Annotated in this window: 17 protein-coding genes; 2 read left to right on the top strand and 15 right to left on the bottom strand. The window is 67.3% G+C overall.

Going from position 1 to position 15,286, the window contains the following annotated elements:
* Positions 1–99 precede the first annotated feature (99 nt).
* The 5 genes from N5D91_RS16135 to N5D91_RS16115 form a co-directional block, all read right to left on the bottom strand.
* On the bottom strand, positions 100–1,227 hold the full coding sequence (locus N5D91_RS16135) for an ABC transporter permease (RefSeq protein WP_164160801.1): 1,128 nt from the start codon (positions 1,225–1,227) through the stop codon (positions 100–102).
* Positions 1,224–2,411, bottom strand: coding sequence for an ABC transporter permease (locus tag N5D91_RS16130; RefSeq protein ID WP_180854187.1), 1,188 nt, complete (start codon positions 2,409–2,411; stop codon positions 1,224–1,226). The genes N5D91_RS16135 and N5D91_RS16130 overlap by 4 nt, the downstream gene beginning before the upstream one ends.
* On the bottom strand, positions 2,396–3,409 hold the full coding sequence (locus tag N5D91_RS16125) for an efflux RND transporter periplasmic adaptor subunit (RefSeq protein WP_180854188.1): 1,014 nt from the start codon (positions 3,407–3,409) through the stop codon (positions 2,396–2,398). The genes N5D91_RS16130 and N5D91_RS16125 overlap by 16 nt, the downstream gene beginning before the upstream one ends.
* Positions 3,402–4,802, bottom strand: coding sequence for a TolC family protein (locus tag N5D91_RS16120; RefSeq protein ID WP_180854189.1), 1,401 nt, complete (start codon positions 4,800–4,802; stop codon positions 3,402–3,404). The genes N5D91_RS16125 and N5D91_RS16120 overlap by 8 nt, the downstream gene beginning before the upstream one ends.
* Positions 4,803–4,880: 78 nt before the next feature.
* A complete protein-coding gene (locus N5D91_RS16115) occupies positions 4,881–5,774 on the bottom strand; it encodes a LysR family transcriptional regulator ArgP (protein ID WP_180854190.1) in 894 nt (297 codons plus the stop codon).
* 106 nt (positions 5,775–5,880) lie between these two features.
* Here N5D91_RS16115 and N5D91_RS16110 point away from each other — a divergent pair, with 106 nt between their 5' ends.
* Together N5D91_RS16110 and N5D91_RS16105 are read left to right on the top strand one after the other, a co-directional pair.
* Positions 5,881–6,501 (top strand): LysE/ArgO family amino acid transporter, encoded by a 621-nt coding sequence (locus N5D91_RS16110; protein WP_180854191.1) that lies wholly within the window; start codon positions 5,881–5,883, stop codon positions 6,499–6,501.
* A 175-nt stretch (positions 6,502–6,676) separates the two neighbouring features.
* Positions 6,677–7,345 carry a hypothetical protein gene (locus tag N5D91_RS16105; protein WP_180854192.1) on the top strand — a complete coding sequence of 223 codons (669 nt, stop codon included), beginning with the start codon at positions 6,677–6,679 and terminating at the stop codon, positions 7,343–7,345.
* On the opposite strand, the gene map is transcribed toward N5D91_RS16105, so the two are convergent.
* The 10 genes from map to N5D91_RS16055 all read right to left on the bottom strand — a co-directional run bounded on the left by map (position 7,342) and on the right by N5D91_RS16055 (position 15,285).
* The gene (gene map, locus N5D91_RS16100) at positions 7,342–8,124 is read right to left on the bottom strand and encodes a type I methionyl aminopeptidase (RefSeq protein WP_180854193.1); all 783 of its coding nucleotides are present in this window, start codon (positions 8,122–8,124) and stop codon (positions 7,342–7,344) included. The two genes, N5D91_RS16105 and map, sit on opposite strands and share 4 nt — an antisense overlap.
* Before the next feature lie 10 nt (positions 8,125–8,134).
* On the bottom strand, positions 8,135–8,347 hold the full coding sequence (locus tag N5D91_RS16095; protein WP_005415768.1) for a ParD-like family protein: 213 nt from the start codon (positions 8,345–8,347) through the stop codon (positions 8,135–8,137).
* A gap of 68 nt (positions 8,348–8,415) precedes the next feature.
* Complete coding sequence (locus tag N5D91_RS16090; RefSeq protein WP_071228487.1) at positions 8,416–8,775, bottom strand: VOC family protein; 360 nt, start codon at positions 8,773–8,775, stop codon at positions 8,416–8,418.
* Between the two features lie 207 nt (positions 8,776–8,982).
* On the bottom strand, positions 8,983–9,867 hold the full coding sequence (locus N5D91_RS16085) for an arginase family protein (protein ID WP_153856856.1): 885 nt from the start codon (positions 9,865–9,867) through the stop codon (positions 8,983–8,985).
* Between the two features lie 3 nt (positions 9,868–9,870).
* Positions 9,871–10,935: a GNAT family N-acetyltransferase gene (locus N5D91_RS16080; RefSeq protein WP_149908612.1), complete on the bottom strand. Its 1,065-nt coding sequence runs from the start codon at positions 10,933–10,935 to the stop codon at positions 9,871–9,873.
* A 29-nt stretch (positions 10,936–10,964) separates the two neighbouring features.
* A complete protein-coding gene (locus N5D91_RS16075) occupies positions 10,965–12,365 on the bottom strand; it encodes an aminotransferase class III-fold pyridoxal phosphate-dependent enzyme (protein ID WP_012510460.1) in 1,401 nt (466 codons plus the stop codon).
* Positions 12,366–12,427: 62 nt separating this feature from the next.
* Positions 12,428–13,144, bottom strand: a complete 717-nt coding sequence (locus N5D91_RS16070) for an MtnX-like HAD-IB family phosphatase (RefSeq protein WP_153856857.1) — start codon at positions 13,142–13,144, stop codon at positions 12,428–12,430.
* A gap of 167 nt (positions 13,145–13,311) precedes the next feature.
* The gene (locus N5D91_RS16065; protein ID WP_110711656.1) at positions 13,312–14,520 is read right to left on the bottom strand and encodes a DegT/DnrJ/EryC1/StrS family aminotransferase; all 1,209 of its coding nucleotides are present in this window, start codon (positions 14,518–14,520) and stop codon (positions 13,312–13,314) included.
* 10 nt (positions 14,521–14,530) lie between these two features.
* On the bottom strand, positions 14,531–14,929 hold the full coding sequence (locus N5D91_RS16060) for a DMT family transporter (RefSeq protein WP_049446815.1): 399 nt from the start codon (positions 14,927–14,929) through the stop codon (positions 14,531–14,533).
* Positions 14,926–15,285 carry an EamA family transporter gene (locus tag N5D91_RS16055; RefSeq protein WP_006425769.1) on the bottom strand — a complete coding sequence of 120 codons (360 nt, stop codon included), beginning with the start codon at positions 15,283–15,285 and terminating at the stop codon, positions 14,926–14,928. The genes N5D91_RS16060 and N5D91_RS16055 overlap by 4 nt, the downstream gene beginning before the upstream one ends.
* Between the last annotated feature and the right edge of the window lies 1 nt (position 15,286).

The raw sequence follows: 15,286 nt of genomic DNA, 5'->3' as shown, positions 1-15,286 counted from the left end.
TCCACGATGCAGTATCCGAACGCCGGCCTCGCGCCGGCGTTCTTCGTTGCAGGAAAAGGGGACGGAGGGGATTAAGTCGTAATTCCCCAAACCGGCCGCTTACGACTTAATCCCCTCCGTCCCCTTTTTTGCGAGGAGGCGCCAGCTGGCAAGGCTGCCGTAGAGCACAAGCAGGACGGTGAGGGTGATCAGTTCGTGGCTGACTTCGGCCAGGCTGGCGTCCATCTGGTTCAGGCGCACCATCAGGTTGATGCCCGAGGTGGTCGGCAGCAGCTGCGCCAGCCAGACCAGCGGTTGCGGCGTCATCACCGCCGGCCACGACAGGTTGGCCAGGAAGAACAGCGGGATCGAGGTGGCGATGATGTACTGGAAGGCGCGTTCGCGGGTGCGGAAAAAGCTGCCGACGAACAGCCCGAAGGCCACGGTGGCGGCGATGAACAAGGTGCCGCCCAGCAGCTGGCCCAGCGGATTGCCGCCGCGCGGGTAGTCCTGCACCCAGGCGGTGAAGCCGGCGTAATAGAACAGGCCAAACAGGCCGATCAGGCCGAAGCCCAGTGCCATGCCGGCCAGGGTCGGCAGGTCGAAGCGCAGGCGCCGGCCGAGTGCGAGACGACGGCCACCGAGCAGGACGCCGATGCCCATCAGCAGGGTCTGGTGCACGATCAGCTCGGCCACGCCGGGCACGATGGCGCTGCCATAGCCTTCCTGTGTGTTGTACAGAGGGCGCTGCACCAGGGTGACCGGTGGTGCCTGTGGCGCGCCCATGAAGGCCGCCTGGCCGACCACGGCATCACGTCCGAACGCGCCCAGTGCATCGGCCACGCTGCCCAGCACCCAACTGGCACGGCCCAGGTAGGCGCCGTTGCCCAGCAGCACCAGCTTGGCCGGATGGCCGCGCAGGATGTCGCGCTCCAGGTTGGCCGGGATCAGCACGATGCCTTCGGCGTGGCCGGCTTCCAGCTGCTGGCGCGCGCTGTCGATGTCTGCCGGTTGTCCGACCACGCGCGCAACACGGAGTGCATCGAGCTTGCGCAGCAGCTCGCGGCTGGTCGCGCTGTGGTCTTCATCCACCACCAGCACCGGCAGGTTGCCGGCCACCTGGTGACGGTACGCGGCCGGGTAGAAGAACGAGTACAGGATTACCGCGCCGACCATCACCACGATCGCATAGCGGTCGCACAGCACCGCCATCAGGGTCTGCCGCAGGCTGCGCCAGAGTGCGCTCATGCGTCGGCCCCTGCGGGATGTGCGGCGGCAGGCGTGCGCGCAAAGGCGATCAGGCGCAGTCCACCGATGCCGCCGGCCACCACTGACATCAGCAGCAGCGTGGCCAGCGGCCATGCCGAAACCTGCAGCGGCGAACCGATGAACTGCTGCTGGGTCTGCAGCTTGATGTAGGCGCTGAGCGGCAGCAGCTGATGCCAGATGCGGGTGAACAGGGGGCCATCCAGCACCGGGAAGGTGGCGCTGGAGAACGCCAGTGCGGTGCCGATGCTGAGGCCGACCGCGGACAACGCGGTGCCCATGTCGCGGGTGACGCCGACGAAGAACAGCGCGTAGGCGGCGGTGGCCAGATAGAACAGGGGTTGTGCGAGCAGCAGCAGGAGCACGCTGCCCGCCACACCATCGCCGCGCAGCCAGGCCAGGTAACCGATGCCGAGCGCGCCATACAGCGAGAACAGCAGGATGTACGGCGCGACCTTGCCGGCAATCGCAGCCCACGGCGTGCGGCCCAGCCAGGCGGGCAGGGTGCCGTCGCGGATTTCGCGGCCGAGGCTGCCGGCCACCGCAAGTGCCAGCACCAGCGACAGCACCGCCGGGAAGATCAGCGGCAGCAGGAACAGCTCGTAGCTGCGCGCTGGGTTGTACAGGATATCCGACTGCACCGCGATCGGTGCCGCACGCAGCTTGGCCGGACCGACCTGCAGGCCGATGCGCTCGCGCAGCAGGCGCGCGTTCCAGGCCGAGACCGCGTCGCCGATATCGCGCGCCGCGGACTGGCCGGTGGTCATGTAGGTGGCGTTGTAATAGGCGAACACGGTGCCCTGGCGTCCACGCAACGCCTGCCGGGTGACATCGCGCGGCACCAGTACGATGGCGAACACATCCAGCCGACGCAGCTGCGAACGTGCGTCTTCCAGGTCCACCGGCTGGCTGGCGATGCGCACGCCGGGGCTGGCATCGAGCATGCGCAGCAGCAGGCGGCTGTCGCTGCTGTGGTCGAGGTCGACCACGGCGATCGGGATATCGCGCATCACCGAGGGGGTGAACATCCACGCCATCACGGCCAGCATCAGCAGGGGCAGCAGGGTGACCAGCAGCAGGTCGGCGCGGTTGCCGCGCAGCGACCGCAGCTCGCGCCGCCAGCTGACGGCGAAGCCGCTGCTGTCGGGGCTCAGTGCTGGGGCCATGCGAACAGCACGCTCATGCCGGGGCGGAAGCCCTCGATGCGGCGTACCGGGCGCACCCGCACCTCGAAGCTGCGGACGTCGTAGCCGGACGACTGGCGGGTGGTCCGCCAGGTCGCATAGTCACCGGCCGGATTGATGAAATAGACCTCGAACTCGCCTTCCTGGCCAAGCGCCGGCACGCTGCCCCGCAGCTTGCTGCCGACCTTCAGGCCCTGCATCTGCGATTCGCGCAGGTTCATCGCTACCCACATGCGGTCGATGTCGACCAGGGTGAACACCGGATAGCCCGCTGGCACCAGTTCGCCCGGGTCGGCCATGCGCTTGTTGATCTCGCCGGCCACCGGCGCGCGTCCTTCCACTTCGACACGCGCGGCGTTGACTTCGGCCACCGCACCCTCTGCCTGTTGCACCTGGCCCTGCGCGGCACGCTTGTCCTGCTCGCGCGCGCCGGCCAACGCCATGTCGTACTGCGCGCGGGCGGCACGGGCCAGTTCACGCGAACTGGTGGCCTGGGCATGCGCTTCATCGCGCTTCTGCCGGGTCATCACCCCTTCGTTGAACAGGTTCTGCACGCGCTGGTAGGTGGCTTCGGCCAGCGTCGCACCGGCTTCGGCCCGCTTCCAGTTGGCTTCGGCGGCGCGGATGTCTTCGCTGCGCGCGCCTTCGTCGGCCTTGTCGGCCACCGCCTGTGCGGCGGCCAATGCGCCGTGCGCCTGCTGTTCCTTGGCGGCCACTTCCTGGCTGTCGAGCAGGAACAGCACCTGCCCGGGCTGCACGCGGTCACCCTCGCGCACCTTCAGCTCGGCCACGCGCGCGGTGATCTTGGCGGCCACGTTGATCGTGTCCGCATCGGCCATGCCCTGGATCTGGTCGCCTGGGCTGCGCCAGGCCAGCCACAGGCCCAGCACCACCACGACCAGCAGCACCACTATCAGGATCGGTCCCAACCGGCGCTTGCCCGGGGGCGTCGTCGCATCGTCGTGCAGCACATCACTCATGGTCGATCACCTCGTCCGCACGCCGCCGGAACTCTTCGAAACGGTCCATCTGTCCACTGACCTCCAGCAACTGTGCCAGCGCAATATCGTATTGGTAGGCGGCCTGTGCGCGCTCGACGCGGGCGCCGCCGAGGCCGAGCCGCGCGTCGATCACATCCAGCGAGGTGGCCTGGCCTTCGCGGAACGCCAGCTCCTGCAGGCGCAGGTTTTCCTGTGCCTGGGCAATGCTGCTGTCGAGCAGCACGTACTGCTGGCGCGCGGTTTCCAGTTCGTTCCAGGCCTTGCGCACGCCCAGCGCGACCTGGTTCTCGGCCTCGCGCAGGCCCGCTTCGGCCTGGTCCTGCTGCGCACGCGCGGCGCTGATCTGCGCCGGCCGCGAATTCGGCGACAGGAAGGTGTACTTCAGGCCGATGCCGAACGCCCAGTCCGGATCGGTCAGCATTTCGTCGCGGCGGCGGAAGTCGTACTGGCCGAAGGCAAAGATCTGCGGTTTCAGCTTGGCCTGCTGCACGCGCACGCCCTGTTCGGCCTGCGCCACCATCGCCCGCAGGCGTGCGATCTGCGGTTGGCGCGCCTGCGCCGTACGCTCGAAGCTGGCCACCGGTTCCAGCGGCACGCGCTGCACGAACAGCGGCGACACCGGCTGCACCTCGCCACCACTGCGCAGCAGCGTGGCCAGTGCGGCCTTCAGCGTGGCCAGGTCGTTCACTGTCTTCTGGTATTCGCGCTCGGCCTTGTCGCGGGCCACGGTGGCCTGCAGGCGCTGCGCGCGGGTGGCGAAGCCCTCGCGTTCCAGTTTCTCTGCGTCGGACAGGTGGCGGTTCAGGCCATCGCGCACGTCGCGGCGCACGTCCACCGCCTGCTCGGCCAGGCGCTGGCCGAAATAGGCCTGGGCCAGCTGCACGGTCAACGATTGGCGCTGTGCTTCGCGCTCGGCACTGGCCTGTTCGTGGGCGGCGCTGGCCGCACGTTGCGCGGCGGGAATCACACCACCGGTGTACAGCGGCAGCACCGCGGTCACCACCGGGCGGGTACGCCAGTCGCGTTCGGTGAACGACAGCGGCGAGTCGATGCCATAGGCCTCGGCCACCGGTGCCAGCGAACCCAGTGGCAGGGTGAGGGTCTTCTGGAACTGCAGTCGGCGCACTTCGCCGGTGATCTCCGGCAGGCGCAGCAGGCGGGTGGCGTCCTGCAGGTCCTGCTTGTTGCGCACCGCTGCATCAGCGGCGGCCAGTGCATCGGAGACCTGCTCCAGGCGCTGCCGTGCCTGTTCCCAGTCCAATGCGGGTGCATCGGTGAGACTCTGCGCCGGCACAGCCAGTGGCAGGCAGGCTGCCAGCGCCAGCGCGGTCTTCGCGCCGTGTATCCTTGTACGTCGGCCGATCACGCCCATGCCGTCCCAATGGTGAAGAAGTGCGCAAACGGTAGTGCGCGCGGCGTGAAGCCCGGGTCTGCGGTCATCGGTTTGTCCTCAACGAAGGGTGCCGCTGGCCGCAGTGCGCAGCGCCTGGGTGATGTGCTGCAGCGTGCTTGAACGTACGGCGGCATGCTGCCAGTACAGCGGCACGTCGAGCCAGCGGCGGGGTTCCAGTACCACCACGCGGCCGGCGCGCACGGCGGGCGCGACCAGGGTTTCCGGGGCCATGCCCCAGCCGAGTCCGCACGCGGCGGCTTCGACGAAACCGGTGGAGGAGGGCAGGTAGTGTAGCGGCGGCTGCAGCCGCGCGCGGGTCAGGCGCCGCACGAAGCGCCACTGCAGTTCATCCTTGCGGTTGAACACCAGCATCGGCGCGCGCGCCAGGGCCGCGGCCTGCATGCCATCGCTGAAGTACTGGCGGGCGAAGCTGGGGGAGGCGATGGCGTGGTAGCGCATCGCGCCGAGCGGGTGCACGTTGCAACCCTTCACCGGCTGGCTTTCGGCAGTGACTGCGCCGAGCACGCTGCCATCGCGCAGCAGCTGCAGGGTATGGTCCTGGTCGTCCATGCGCAGGTCGAACAGGTAGCCATGGCGCTGGTGCAGGTCGCCGATGGCCGGCACGAACCAGGTATCGAGCGAGTCGTCGTTGACCGCCAGCGGGATCGGCGTGCGCGCAGCGTCGCTGCCACGCTCGGGCAGCAGCTCGGCCAATGCCTCGGCCTCCAGCGCCTGCATCGGCCGGACCCGGCGCAGCAGCGCTTCGCCTGCGGCGGTGGGGCGGCACGGTGCCTGACGTACCACCAGTACCTGGCCGAGCCTGTCCTCCAGCGCCTTGATCCGTTGCGACAGGGCCGACGGGCTGATCGACAGGCGGCGTGCCGCGGCCTCGAAGCTGCCTTCTTCCAGCACCGCGGCAAACGCGGCCAGTTGTGGATGTACCAGATCCATGCCGGTGCCTCTTCAGTTTTCCTGCACAGGATAAAGAAAAATCAGATTGTCTAAACAGGGTCGGCGGCCGCACCCTGCGCGTCCCCTCGCTGCCTGGCCTGTCCTGATGTGGATCGCCGCTACCGCCGCCGGCCTGTTCGCAGGTGCCGGCCTGATCATCGCCATCGGCGCGCAGAACGCCTTCGTGCTGCGCCAAGGCCTGCAGCAGCGCCATGTGGGCAGGGTGGTGCTGGCCTGTGCCGGCGCGGACATCGTGCTGATCCTGGCCGGCGTCGGTGGCATGGGCGCGCTGGTGCTGCAGTGGCCGCTGCTGCTGCAGGTGCTGCGCTTCGGTGGCGCGGCCTTCCTGCTCTGGTATGGCCTGCAGGCGGGGCTGCGCGCATGGCGCGGTGGCAGTGCGCTGGCCGCCGCCGAGGCGCAGGGCGGCAGCGGACGGCAGGTACTGCTGACCTGCCTGGCCTTCACCCTGCTCAACCCGCATGTCTATCTGGATACCGTGGTGCTGTTGGGCAGCCTGTCCACGCGTTACCCGGGCGAACTGCGCTGGGCCTTCGCCGCCGGTGCCTGCGCTGCCAGCGTGGCCTGGTTCTGCACGCTGGGCTATGGCGCGCGCCTGTTGCAGCCAGTGTTCCGCAGGCCGGGTGCCTGGCGGGTACTGGATGCAGGCGTGGCGATCTTCATGTTCTGCCTGGCGACGTTGTTGCTGCTGCGTCCTTTATCGCCATGAGTGCGTGACGTACGCCGGTGTTGCGTATGTGTTCCACCGGTACGGTTCACGTGGCCGGATACAGCGCGGATAATGCGCGCCTGGTCGCGACCCCGCCGCGCATGCCGTCGTTCGGCAGCCCCCCGGTCGCCTGTGTTCTCGTTGTACGACCGCCACGGCGCGGCATCGGTGTTGCATGAAAGACAATCTACAGCTGCTCCTGTCCCACCTGGGGCGCACCTTCCTGTTCGGCCTGATGATGGCGCTTCCGCCTGCGTTGGCCTGGCTCGACATCCATTGGCTGGGCAATGCAGTCGGCGAGTGGTCGCTGGTCGAACTGACCCAGGAAGGCTTCCTGGTCGCCAGCGTGGCTGCCTTCGTCCGGCTTGCATTGCGACGTGCCGATGATCGGGCCTTTGCCGTTCTGGCGGCCGCGCTGTTCGCCTGCATGCTCCTGCGTGAAATGGATGAGGCGCTGGACCTGATCGCACACGGCTTCTGGAAGTACCCGGTGGCCGTGCTGATCATCGGCTCACTGGCCTGGGCCAGTCGCGACTGGCGCCGGGCCATGCCGGCGCTGGTGCGTTTTCTCGTATCCCGGCCGGGTACCGTGATGACGATCGGCCTGGTTCTGCTGCTGTTCTATTCGCGTCTGATCGGCATGACGTCGTTGTGGACCGGACTGCTGGGTGACCAGTACATCCGCGTGTTCAAGAACACCATCGAGGAGACCACCGAACTCCTTGGTTACACCTTCATTCTCGCAGCCAGCGTCGGCTATGTGGCACAGCGGGTACGCGAACCGCTGACGGCACGGAAGCGCGCCGTGCACGAGGCTGCCGGGATGCAGCAACGGCCACTCTAGGCGGCATCCACCGCGCACAACGGCGTCTCGCCGGGGCGCAGGGTCAGCACGCGCACGCCATTGCGAGTGACCGCCACAGTGTGCTCGAACTGCGCCGACAGCTTGCCGTCGCGGGTGTAGACCGGCCATTCGTCCGGCTGCTGGCGGATGGCCGGCTTGCCCTGGTTGAGCATCGGCTCGATGGTGAACACCATGCCTTCTTCCAGCACCATGCCGGTGTTGGGATGGCCGTAGTGCAGGATCTGCGGTTCCTCGTGCATCTCCTGGCCGATGCCGTGGCCGCAGTACTCCTTCACCACGCTGTAGCCGTGGCTGCGCGCGTGGCGGGCGATGGCGTGGCCGATGTCACCCAGGCGCGCGCCGGGGCGGACCGCAGCGATGCCCTTCCACATCGCCTGGTAGGCGGTCTGCACCAGCCTGCGCGCGGCGTAGTCGACCTCGCCCACCAGGTAGGTGGTGCTGGAGTCGGCGATGTAGCCGTTCTTCTCCAGGGTGATGTCGAGGTTGACGATCTGGCCGTTGCGCAGCACGTCGGTGGTGCTGGGTACGCCGTGGCAGATCACGTTGTCGATCGAGGTATTGAGCACGTAGGGGAAGCCGTACTGGCCCTTGCTGGCCGGCCTCGCCTGCAGTTCATCGACGATCATGCGTTCGACGAAATCGTTGATCTCCATGGTGCTGCGGCCCTGCAGCGGCAGCCGGTCGAGCGCGGCGAACACCTGCGCCAGCAGGCGGCCCGATTCGGCCATCAGCGCGATCTCGTCGGGGCGCTTGATGATCGCCATCTGCTCAGACCTGTCCCGGTGCCAGCAGCGGCGGCTGCACGCCGGCCGCCCGAAGTTCGCTGGCAACGATGTCCTGGAAGCTCAGCGTGGGATTCATCTCGCACAGCATGCCGACCCGGATCCAGAAGTTGGCCTGGGCATTGATCGAGCGGCTGGAGACGGTGCAGGCACGACGCAGCTGGTCGTGCAGGGTGTCATCGATGTTGACGATGCCCATGGGCGGTCCTGGAGGAGTGGATATACGAAGCGTATATGTTTCGTATATCCAGCTCAAGGCCGCCCGGTTCAGCTGGCGTCGGTGGCGAAGCGCAGGCGGTTGCCGTCAGGGTCACGCAGCAGCATCTCGCGGCTGCCCCATTCGGTGTCATGCGGCGGCTGTTCGATGGGGACGCCTGCGGCACTGAAGGCACGATGCAGGGCGTCGACGTCCTCGACGATGAAGTACACCGCGCCGCCGACTTCGCAGTCGCCGCTGTGTTCGGTGAGGAAGATCGTCTGGCCGTCGCGGGTGAGCTGGGCGAACAGTGGGAAGCCGGGTTCGAAGCGGTGTTCCCAGTCAACCACGAAGCCCAGCCCCTGCACGTAGAACGGCAGGGTGGTATCGGCATGGCGCATGCGTAGCTGCGGGATGACGGTCTGGGGCATGGCGAGGGCTCCTGGGGCAGGCGTCCAGTGTAGTGCCGGCCGCTGGCCGGCATCCTCATTGTTCCCGGGCTCACAAGGATGCCGGCCAGCGGCCGGCACTACCGACTCTGCCTGGGTCTGGTAGTTGCCAACCTTGGTTGGCATTGCCGGCCAGCGGCCGGCACTACCGAAGCCACGCCGGCCAGCAGCCGGCACGACCGGAAGCGGTCAGCAGGCCGTCGGTACGGCGGCCATCGCGGCCAGCAGTTCGCGGTTCACCTGCTGGTGCCGCGCCTGCCACACCGGTAGATCCTCTGCGCTGACGTCGGGCTGACCATCCAGCGACGACAGCCAGCGCTTGAAGCGGCTCTGGTAGTTGGCCAGCGACACTTCCCCGGTGATGTCACTGCCGACCAGGCCGCCGGCGCGCAGCGCCTCGATCACCACCAGTGCGTGCTCCAGCTGGAAGCGGCCCTGGTCCCAGTTGCTGCGGGCGACGTCTTCAGCGAACACGTCCTTGTCGATCGACAGGTAGGCTGGCTGCGGCGACTTGGCCTGCTCGGCGGCGAACGCGGCCACCAGCGCTTCGGGATGCTCGAAACGGCGGAAGGCGTGGCCCATGCCGAGGCGGTGCCCCCAGCCCACGTCCACGTCCATGCACCAGTACGTCAACCGCCCGCCCATCAGCGGGCGCCAGTGGTTTTCCCAGGCGTGGCCGAGGCCGATGTCGCTGGAGGTGATGCCGAGCACATGGATGTGCGAGATCTGCGGCAGCTTGCTGGCCGCGTTCACCCATGAACCGCAGTGCATGCCGAACGGGAAACGCATGTTGTCTGGATGGTTGTCCAGCACCACCAGCTGGAACGGCGCCTGCGCGCGCATGCGACGCAGCAGCGGCAGGCTGAGGTGGTGGAAATCGCCACTGCCGAGCATCACCGTGCCGAGCTGGGCCGGCAGCGGTGCCAGCACTTCAGCGGCGAAACGGTCGAGGGTGGCATTGCTGCAGGCGAAGCGCAGTGGATCGTGCCATTGCGGCAGGGCCAGGGTCTGCGCCTGGGGCAGCGGCAGCACGCCACCGTCCAGGTCCAGGATCAACGGGGAGCGCAACGGCATCGTTCAACCGCCTCCATCAGCTTCGCCCTGCAGGTACGGGGCCAGCCTGCGCAGGGCGGCGCGCAGCAGTGGGGAGCGTGCGTGGATCGCGTGCCGGGTGGAGGTGAACCTGGCGCCCAGTTCGGCCTTGATCCGCGAGTCGGTCCAGCCGGCCACGTAGTGGCTCAGGCCGTGCTGCAGTGCGTACTCGAGGTTGTGCATCCAGCTGACCGCGTACAGGTTGTGCTCGCGGGACTGCGGATAGGCCAGGCCGATGTACTTGTCCACCAGCTTGCCGGCGTGGATGTAACACAGGTTCCAGCCGATCAGCTGGCCCTGGTGGCGATACAGGAACATCCGTCCCTGGCCCAGGCTGTCGGCCAGCAGGTGCTGGAAGTAGGGCAGGTCGAGCTGGTCGAAATGCACCGCGCTCTGCGCGTACACGCCCAGGTACAGCGCATACAGTTCGGCCTGCAGCTGCGGGTCGGCCAGGGCCGGATCGCCGGTGGCGATGCAGTCGATCTGCAGCTCGTCACGCGAACGCAGTTTGCGCCGGATGTTCTTGCGGCGCGAGGACGACAGGCGGCCGAGATAGCCATCAAGCGAATCGAAATCGATCGCCACCCAGGCCAGCGGCATGCCTTCCAGTTCAACGAAGCCGCGTGCCAGCAGCGCCTGCAGGAAGGCACCGCTGTGTGCGTTGGCCGCGTCGTCCAGCAGCGGCGAATCGATCGCCAGGTCCTTGACCACCAGCAGCCGGGTATCGCCGATCGCGTGACGCGTCACGTCCTCGGCCAATGCCTCTGGTGCGACGTGCGCGGGCAGCGGGGTGTACTCGGTGCTGGTGGCACCGACGAAGCGGGTCTTCCAGGTGATCCAGGGCCGCCACAGGCGCGACAGCGGCAGGCCAAGCAGCTTGCCGCGCAGGTCGTCGTCCATGGTGGTGGTCAGGTCCAGCGGCGCACGGAAGGTCGGCAGGCCGCTGGGAAGGCGTCCCGCCTCGAATCCGAGCGGCGGGTGGGCCAGGAAGCCCTCCAGCAGCGCGGCCGGTTCCAGCGCGGTGCTGGACGCGCGTGACGTCATCTCCATCGGCACGGGAACCGGCAGCGCATCCGACCTCAGCCCTTGGCCTTGGTCAGCGCCTGGTCGAGCAGGGTGATCGCCAGGTCGATCTCTTCGTAGCTGATGTCCAGCGACGGCGCGAAGGTGATCACGTTCTTGTACCAGCCACCCACGTCGAGCACGAGGCCCATGCGCTTGCCGTCGTGCAGCAGGTCACCGGCCAGGCCGATGTCGACCATGCGGTCCAGCAGTTCCTTGTTCGGGGTGTAGCCGTCGGTCTGGCAGATTTCGGCACGCAGGGCCAGGCCCAGGCCGTCGACATCGCCGATTTCCGGGTGGCGCTTCTGCAGGCCACGCAGGCCGTCGAGGAAGTACGCGCCCTTTTCCGGCACGGTGCGCTCGTAATCCATTTCCTTGCCCAGCTTCAGCACTTCCAGGCCCAGGCGGGTGCCCAGCGGGTTGGAGTTGAAGGTGGAGTGGGTGGAGCCCGGCGGGAACACGGTCGGGTTGATCAGCTCTTCGCGTGCCCACAGGCCCGACAGCGGGTTCAGGCCGTTGGTCAGCGCCTTGCCGAACACCAGCACGTCCGGGGTCACGCCGAAGTGCTCGATCGACCACAGCTTGCCGGTGCGCCAGAAGCCCATCTGGATTTCATCGACCACCATCAGGATGCCGTACTTGTCCAGCACGCGCTTGAGGCCGGTGAAGAAGTTGCGCGGCGGGATGACGTAGCCGCCGGTGCCCTGGATCGGCTCGACATAGAACGCGGCGTACTCCGCCTGGCCGACCTTGGGATCCCACACGCCGTTGTATTCGCTTTCGAACAGGCGCTCGAACTGCCACACGCAGTGGTCGGAATACTCTTCCGGGGTCATGCCCTTCGGGCGACGGAACGGGTACGGGAACGGGATGAACATCGCGCGCTCGCCGAAGTGGCCGTAGCGGCGGCGGTAGCGGTAGCTGGAGGTGATCGACGACGCACCCAGGGTACGGCCGTGGTAACCACCCTCGAAGGCGAACATCAGGCTCTTGCCGCCACGCGCGTTGCGCACGATCTTCAGTGAGTCTTCAATGGCCTGCGCGCCGCCGACGTTGAAATGCACGCGGCCGTCGAGGCCGAATTTCTCGTGCATGTCCACGGCAATGGTCTTGGCCAGCTGCACGCGGGTCGGGTGCAGGTACTGGCTGGCGACCTGCGGCAGGGTGTCGATCTGGTCCTTCAGCGCGTCGTTCAGGCGCTTGTTGCTGTAGCCGAAGTTGCAGGCCGAGTACCACATCTGCAGGTCGAGGTAGGGCACGCCCGCACCGTCGAACATGTAGCTGCCTTCGCCGCGCTGGAAGATCTTCGGCGGGTCGACGTAGTGGACGGTATCGCCGAAGGAGCTGTAACGGGCTTCGTCGGCCAGCAGCTGCGCGTCGGAGGCAGCGGCGTCGGCGTTCTTGTCAAAAATGTTCATGCAGTTCGGTTCCGTGAAGGACGTTCGAAAGAGGTAGCGGGGGCGTGCTTGGAAGGGAGTGCTCAGGCGGTGGCCAGCAGCAGGGGCAGTACGGCGGGCTGCGGGCTGGCGTCGATGCGACGTGGCTGCAGCAGGCTGCCATCGAGCAAGCGCGGCAGCAGTGCGATTGCATCGTGGAAGGTATCGATGGCGGCATGCTCGATGCCGGCATGGGTGCAATGGGTGATCAGGCGGCGCTTGGCGAACACGAAGTCGGCGTCTTCGGACACACAGAAGTCCGAGCTGCCATCGCCGATCATCAGCACGCGCGGCGCTTCGTTGGCGCGCGCCTGTGCGGCGCAGGTGCACTTGCAGGTACCGCTGCGGCAGCCTTCGGCCTGGTAGGGCGATTCCAGTTCCCAGTGGTCATCGCACCAGCGCAGGTGATTGGCCACCACCGGCAGTCGCGACAGGCCGTGGTTGGCGAGGATGCGGTGGATCGCATGGTCCAGGCCGTCGCTGACGATGCGCAGCGGCAGGCCCAGCTGTTCGGCACGGCTGACAAAGGCGGCAAAGCCCGGATCGATCTGCACCTGGTCCAGGTGGGCGTCGAGCGTGGCCGGGTCCAGCTTCAGCAGCCTGACCTGGCCCTGCATGCATTCGCGCGAGCCGATCTTTCCCGCTTTCCACTGGTCTTCCAGTTCCTGCCAGCCCGGCTGGCCGTATTTCTCCAGCAGCGAGTCGATGACATCTTCGAGGCTGATGGTGCCGTCGAAGTCACACAGGATGCTCCAGCGCATGGGCAGGTCCGTCGATGAAAGAAACGTCCGGCGTGATGCCGGGGCAGGCTCAATGTAGGCAGGCAGCCTTTCTCGTTCCTTTCCTGTTGAAAGCCTTCATTTCCGGGCGGGGAAAGCGTTCAGGAATGATCTTTGTGAATGGGCGGATCGCCTGGATGTATCCGCTTTCAAGGCTGTGCGTCAGCCAATGCCTGCAGGATCTGCGCGGTCTCTTCAGGGGTCTGCCAGGCGCTGTTGCCGAGGGTCAGCATGCGTGCGGCGAAGTCGCGCGCGTTCGGCACGTCGGCCTGCGGCACGATGCCACGCAGATAGGCGTAGTCGGGCAGGGCGCGTATGAACATGCGGCTGGCGCCAAGACCGCGTGGCCACAGGTTCTCCAGTGCGGCATCGCGTGCGCGCTCGCTGGGCAGCAGCAGCATCAGCATCGGCCAGGTGCCGCCGGTACCGGCCAGCCCATCGACCACCTCCACCGCTGGCAGCTGTGCCAGCTGCACGCGCAGCTGCAATGCACGCAGCCGTCCGGCCTGCAGGAACGCAGGCAACCGTCGTGCAGCATGGGCACCGATGTTCTGGCGCCACTGGCTGACCCGGTGCTGTGGGATGTCCAGCGGGAAGATGTCACCGACGGCTTCTTCCAGATCGCCACGCTGCAGCGCGCTGCGCAATGGATTGCCATACACCAGTGACAACAGTGAGGGGCGATAGCAGGCCGCCAGGCCCAGCAGCTGCACGCTGCGCAACAGCTCCCAGCGCAGGCTGAAACGCACCTGTTCGGCGGCATGCCCGGCCAGCGCCGCGCGCAGTTCGTCATCGCGGCTGACCAGCAGGCCGCCTTCGTGCAGGCTCAGGCCCTTGCCGGCGGCCAGGCTGAAGAAACCGATATCGCCACGCAGGCCGACACTGCTGTTGCCAACCCGTGCGCCGAGTGCCTGCGCGGCATCTTCGATCACCCAGGCGCCGGCGCGGTGGGCGATCTCGCAGGCCAGCTCGACGTCGGCGGTGCGACCGCCCAGGTGGGTGGGCAGGATCGCCAGCGTGCGTGCATCGGCCAGCTGCTTGAGCTGGCCGGGATCAAAGTCGAAGTGGCCATGACGGGTGTCGCACAGCTGCACGCGCAGGCCGAGGCTGTGCACCGCGATCGGCACCAGCGGGCAGGTATAGGCCGGCATGATCACAGTGTCGCGCTGGGGCGCGCGCTTGCGCAGCGTACGCAGTGCGATCAACAGCGCGTGCGTACCGGAACAGGTCAGCTGCAGCGGTGGTGTGCCGAGCTGGCTGGCCAGGATGTCGCGCAGGTCGCCGCCACCGGGAAGGAAATCGCTGGCCTGCATCGGCAGGCCTGCCGTCGGTGGCAGTTCGCGCGCGAACAGGCTCATCGCAGCCCGCTCACGAGGTGCTTTCAGCGGGGCTGTGCGGGTCGTCCGCTTCAGCGCGGCCAAGGCAGACGATGCCGGCCACGATCAGGACCGCACCGAGCAGATGGTGCAGGGTCAGCGGTTCGTTCAACAGCCACGCCGACAGCAGCAGCACGCTGATCACCTCCAGGTGCGAGGCGGCAAACGCGGGGCCGATCGGAGCATGCCGCAGCAGGCTCATCCAGGTGAAGAACGCACCGACGTAGCCGAGGATCGCGCCGTACACCCACGGCTGCGACAGTACGCGCAGCAGCCACGCAGTGTTGGCCTCGACCGGCAAGGCGGCGTCACCGGCGTACTTGAAGCACAGCTGGGCCAGCGTGTCGAAGGCCATCAGCAGCGGGAAGCCGATCACATACAGGCGCCTCATGAGCCGGCCCCCACCACCGCCACGCCGGCGGTGACCAGCAGCATGCCGGTGACCCGCAGCGGCGTGAGCTTTTCGCGGAACAGGAAGCGGCCGGCGATCATCAGCGCAACGATGTTGATCGAGCCCAGCAGCACGCCCTTGGACAGCGGTACCAACGACAGGAACGCGATCCAGGCCACGAACTCAAGCACGTAGCAGGCGATGCCGATCCACAGCCAGGGGCGGCTGAGCATGTGTTTCCAGCGCTGCAGTCCTTCGCCATCCTGCGGGTCGCTGGCAGCGGCCTTGAAGGCGAGCTGGCCACCGGTATCGAGCACGACATTGGCCAGCCACAGCAGCGTGGCGAGTGCCCCCATC

The sequence above is a fragment of the Stenotrophomonas sp. GD03794 genome, from assembly GCF_029842145.1.
GTDB classification, from domain to species: Bacteria; Pseudomonadota; Gammaproteobacteria; order Xanthomonadales; family Xanthomonadaceae; genus Stenotrophomonas; species Stenotrophomonas riyadhensis.
Note: the sequence above shows the minus strand (reverse complement) of the source record. Positions and strands in the feature narration are given on the sequence as shown.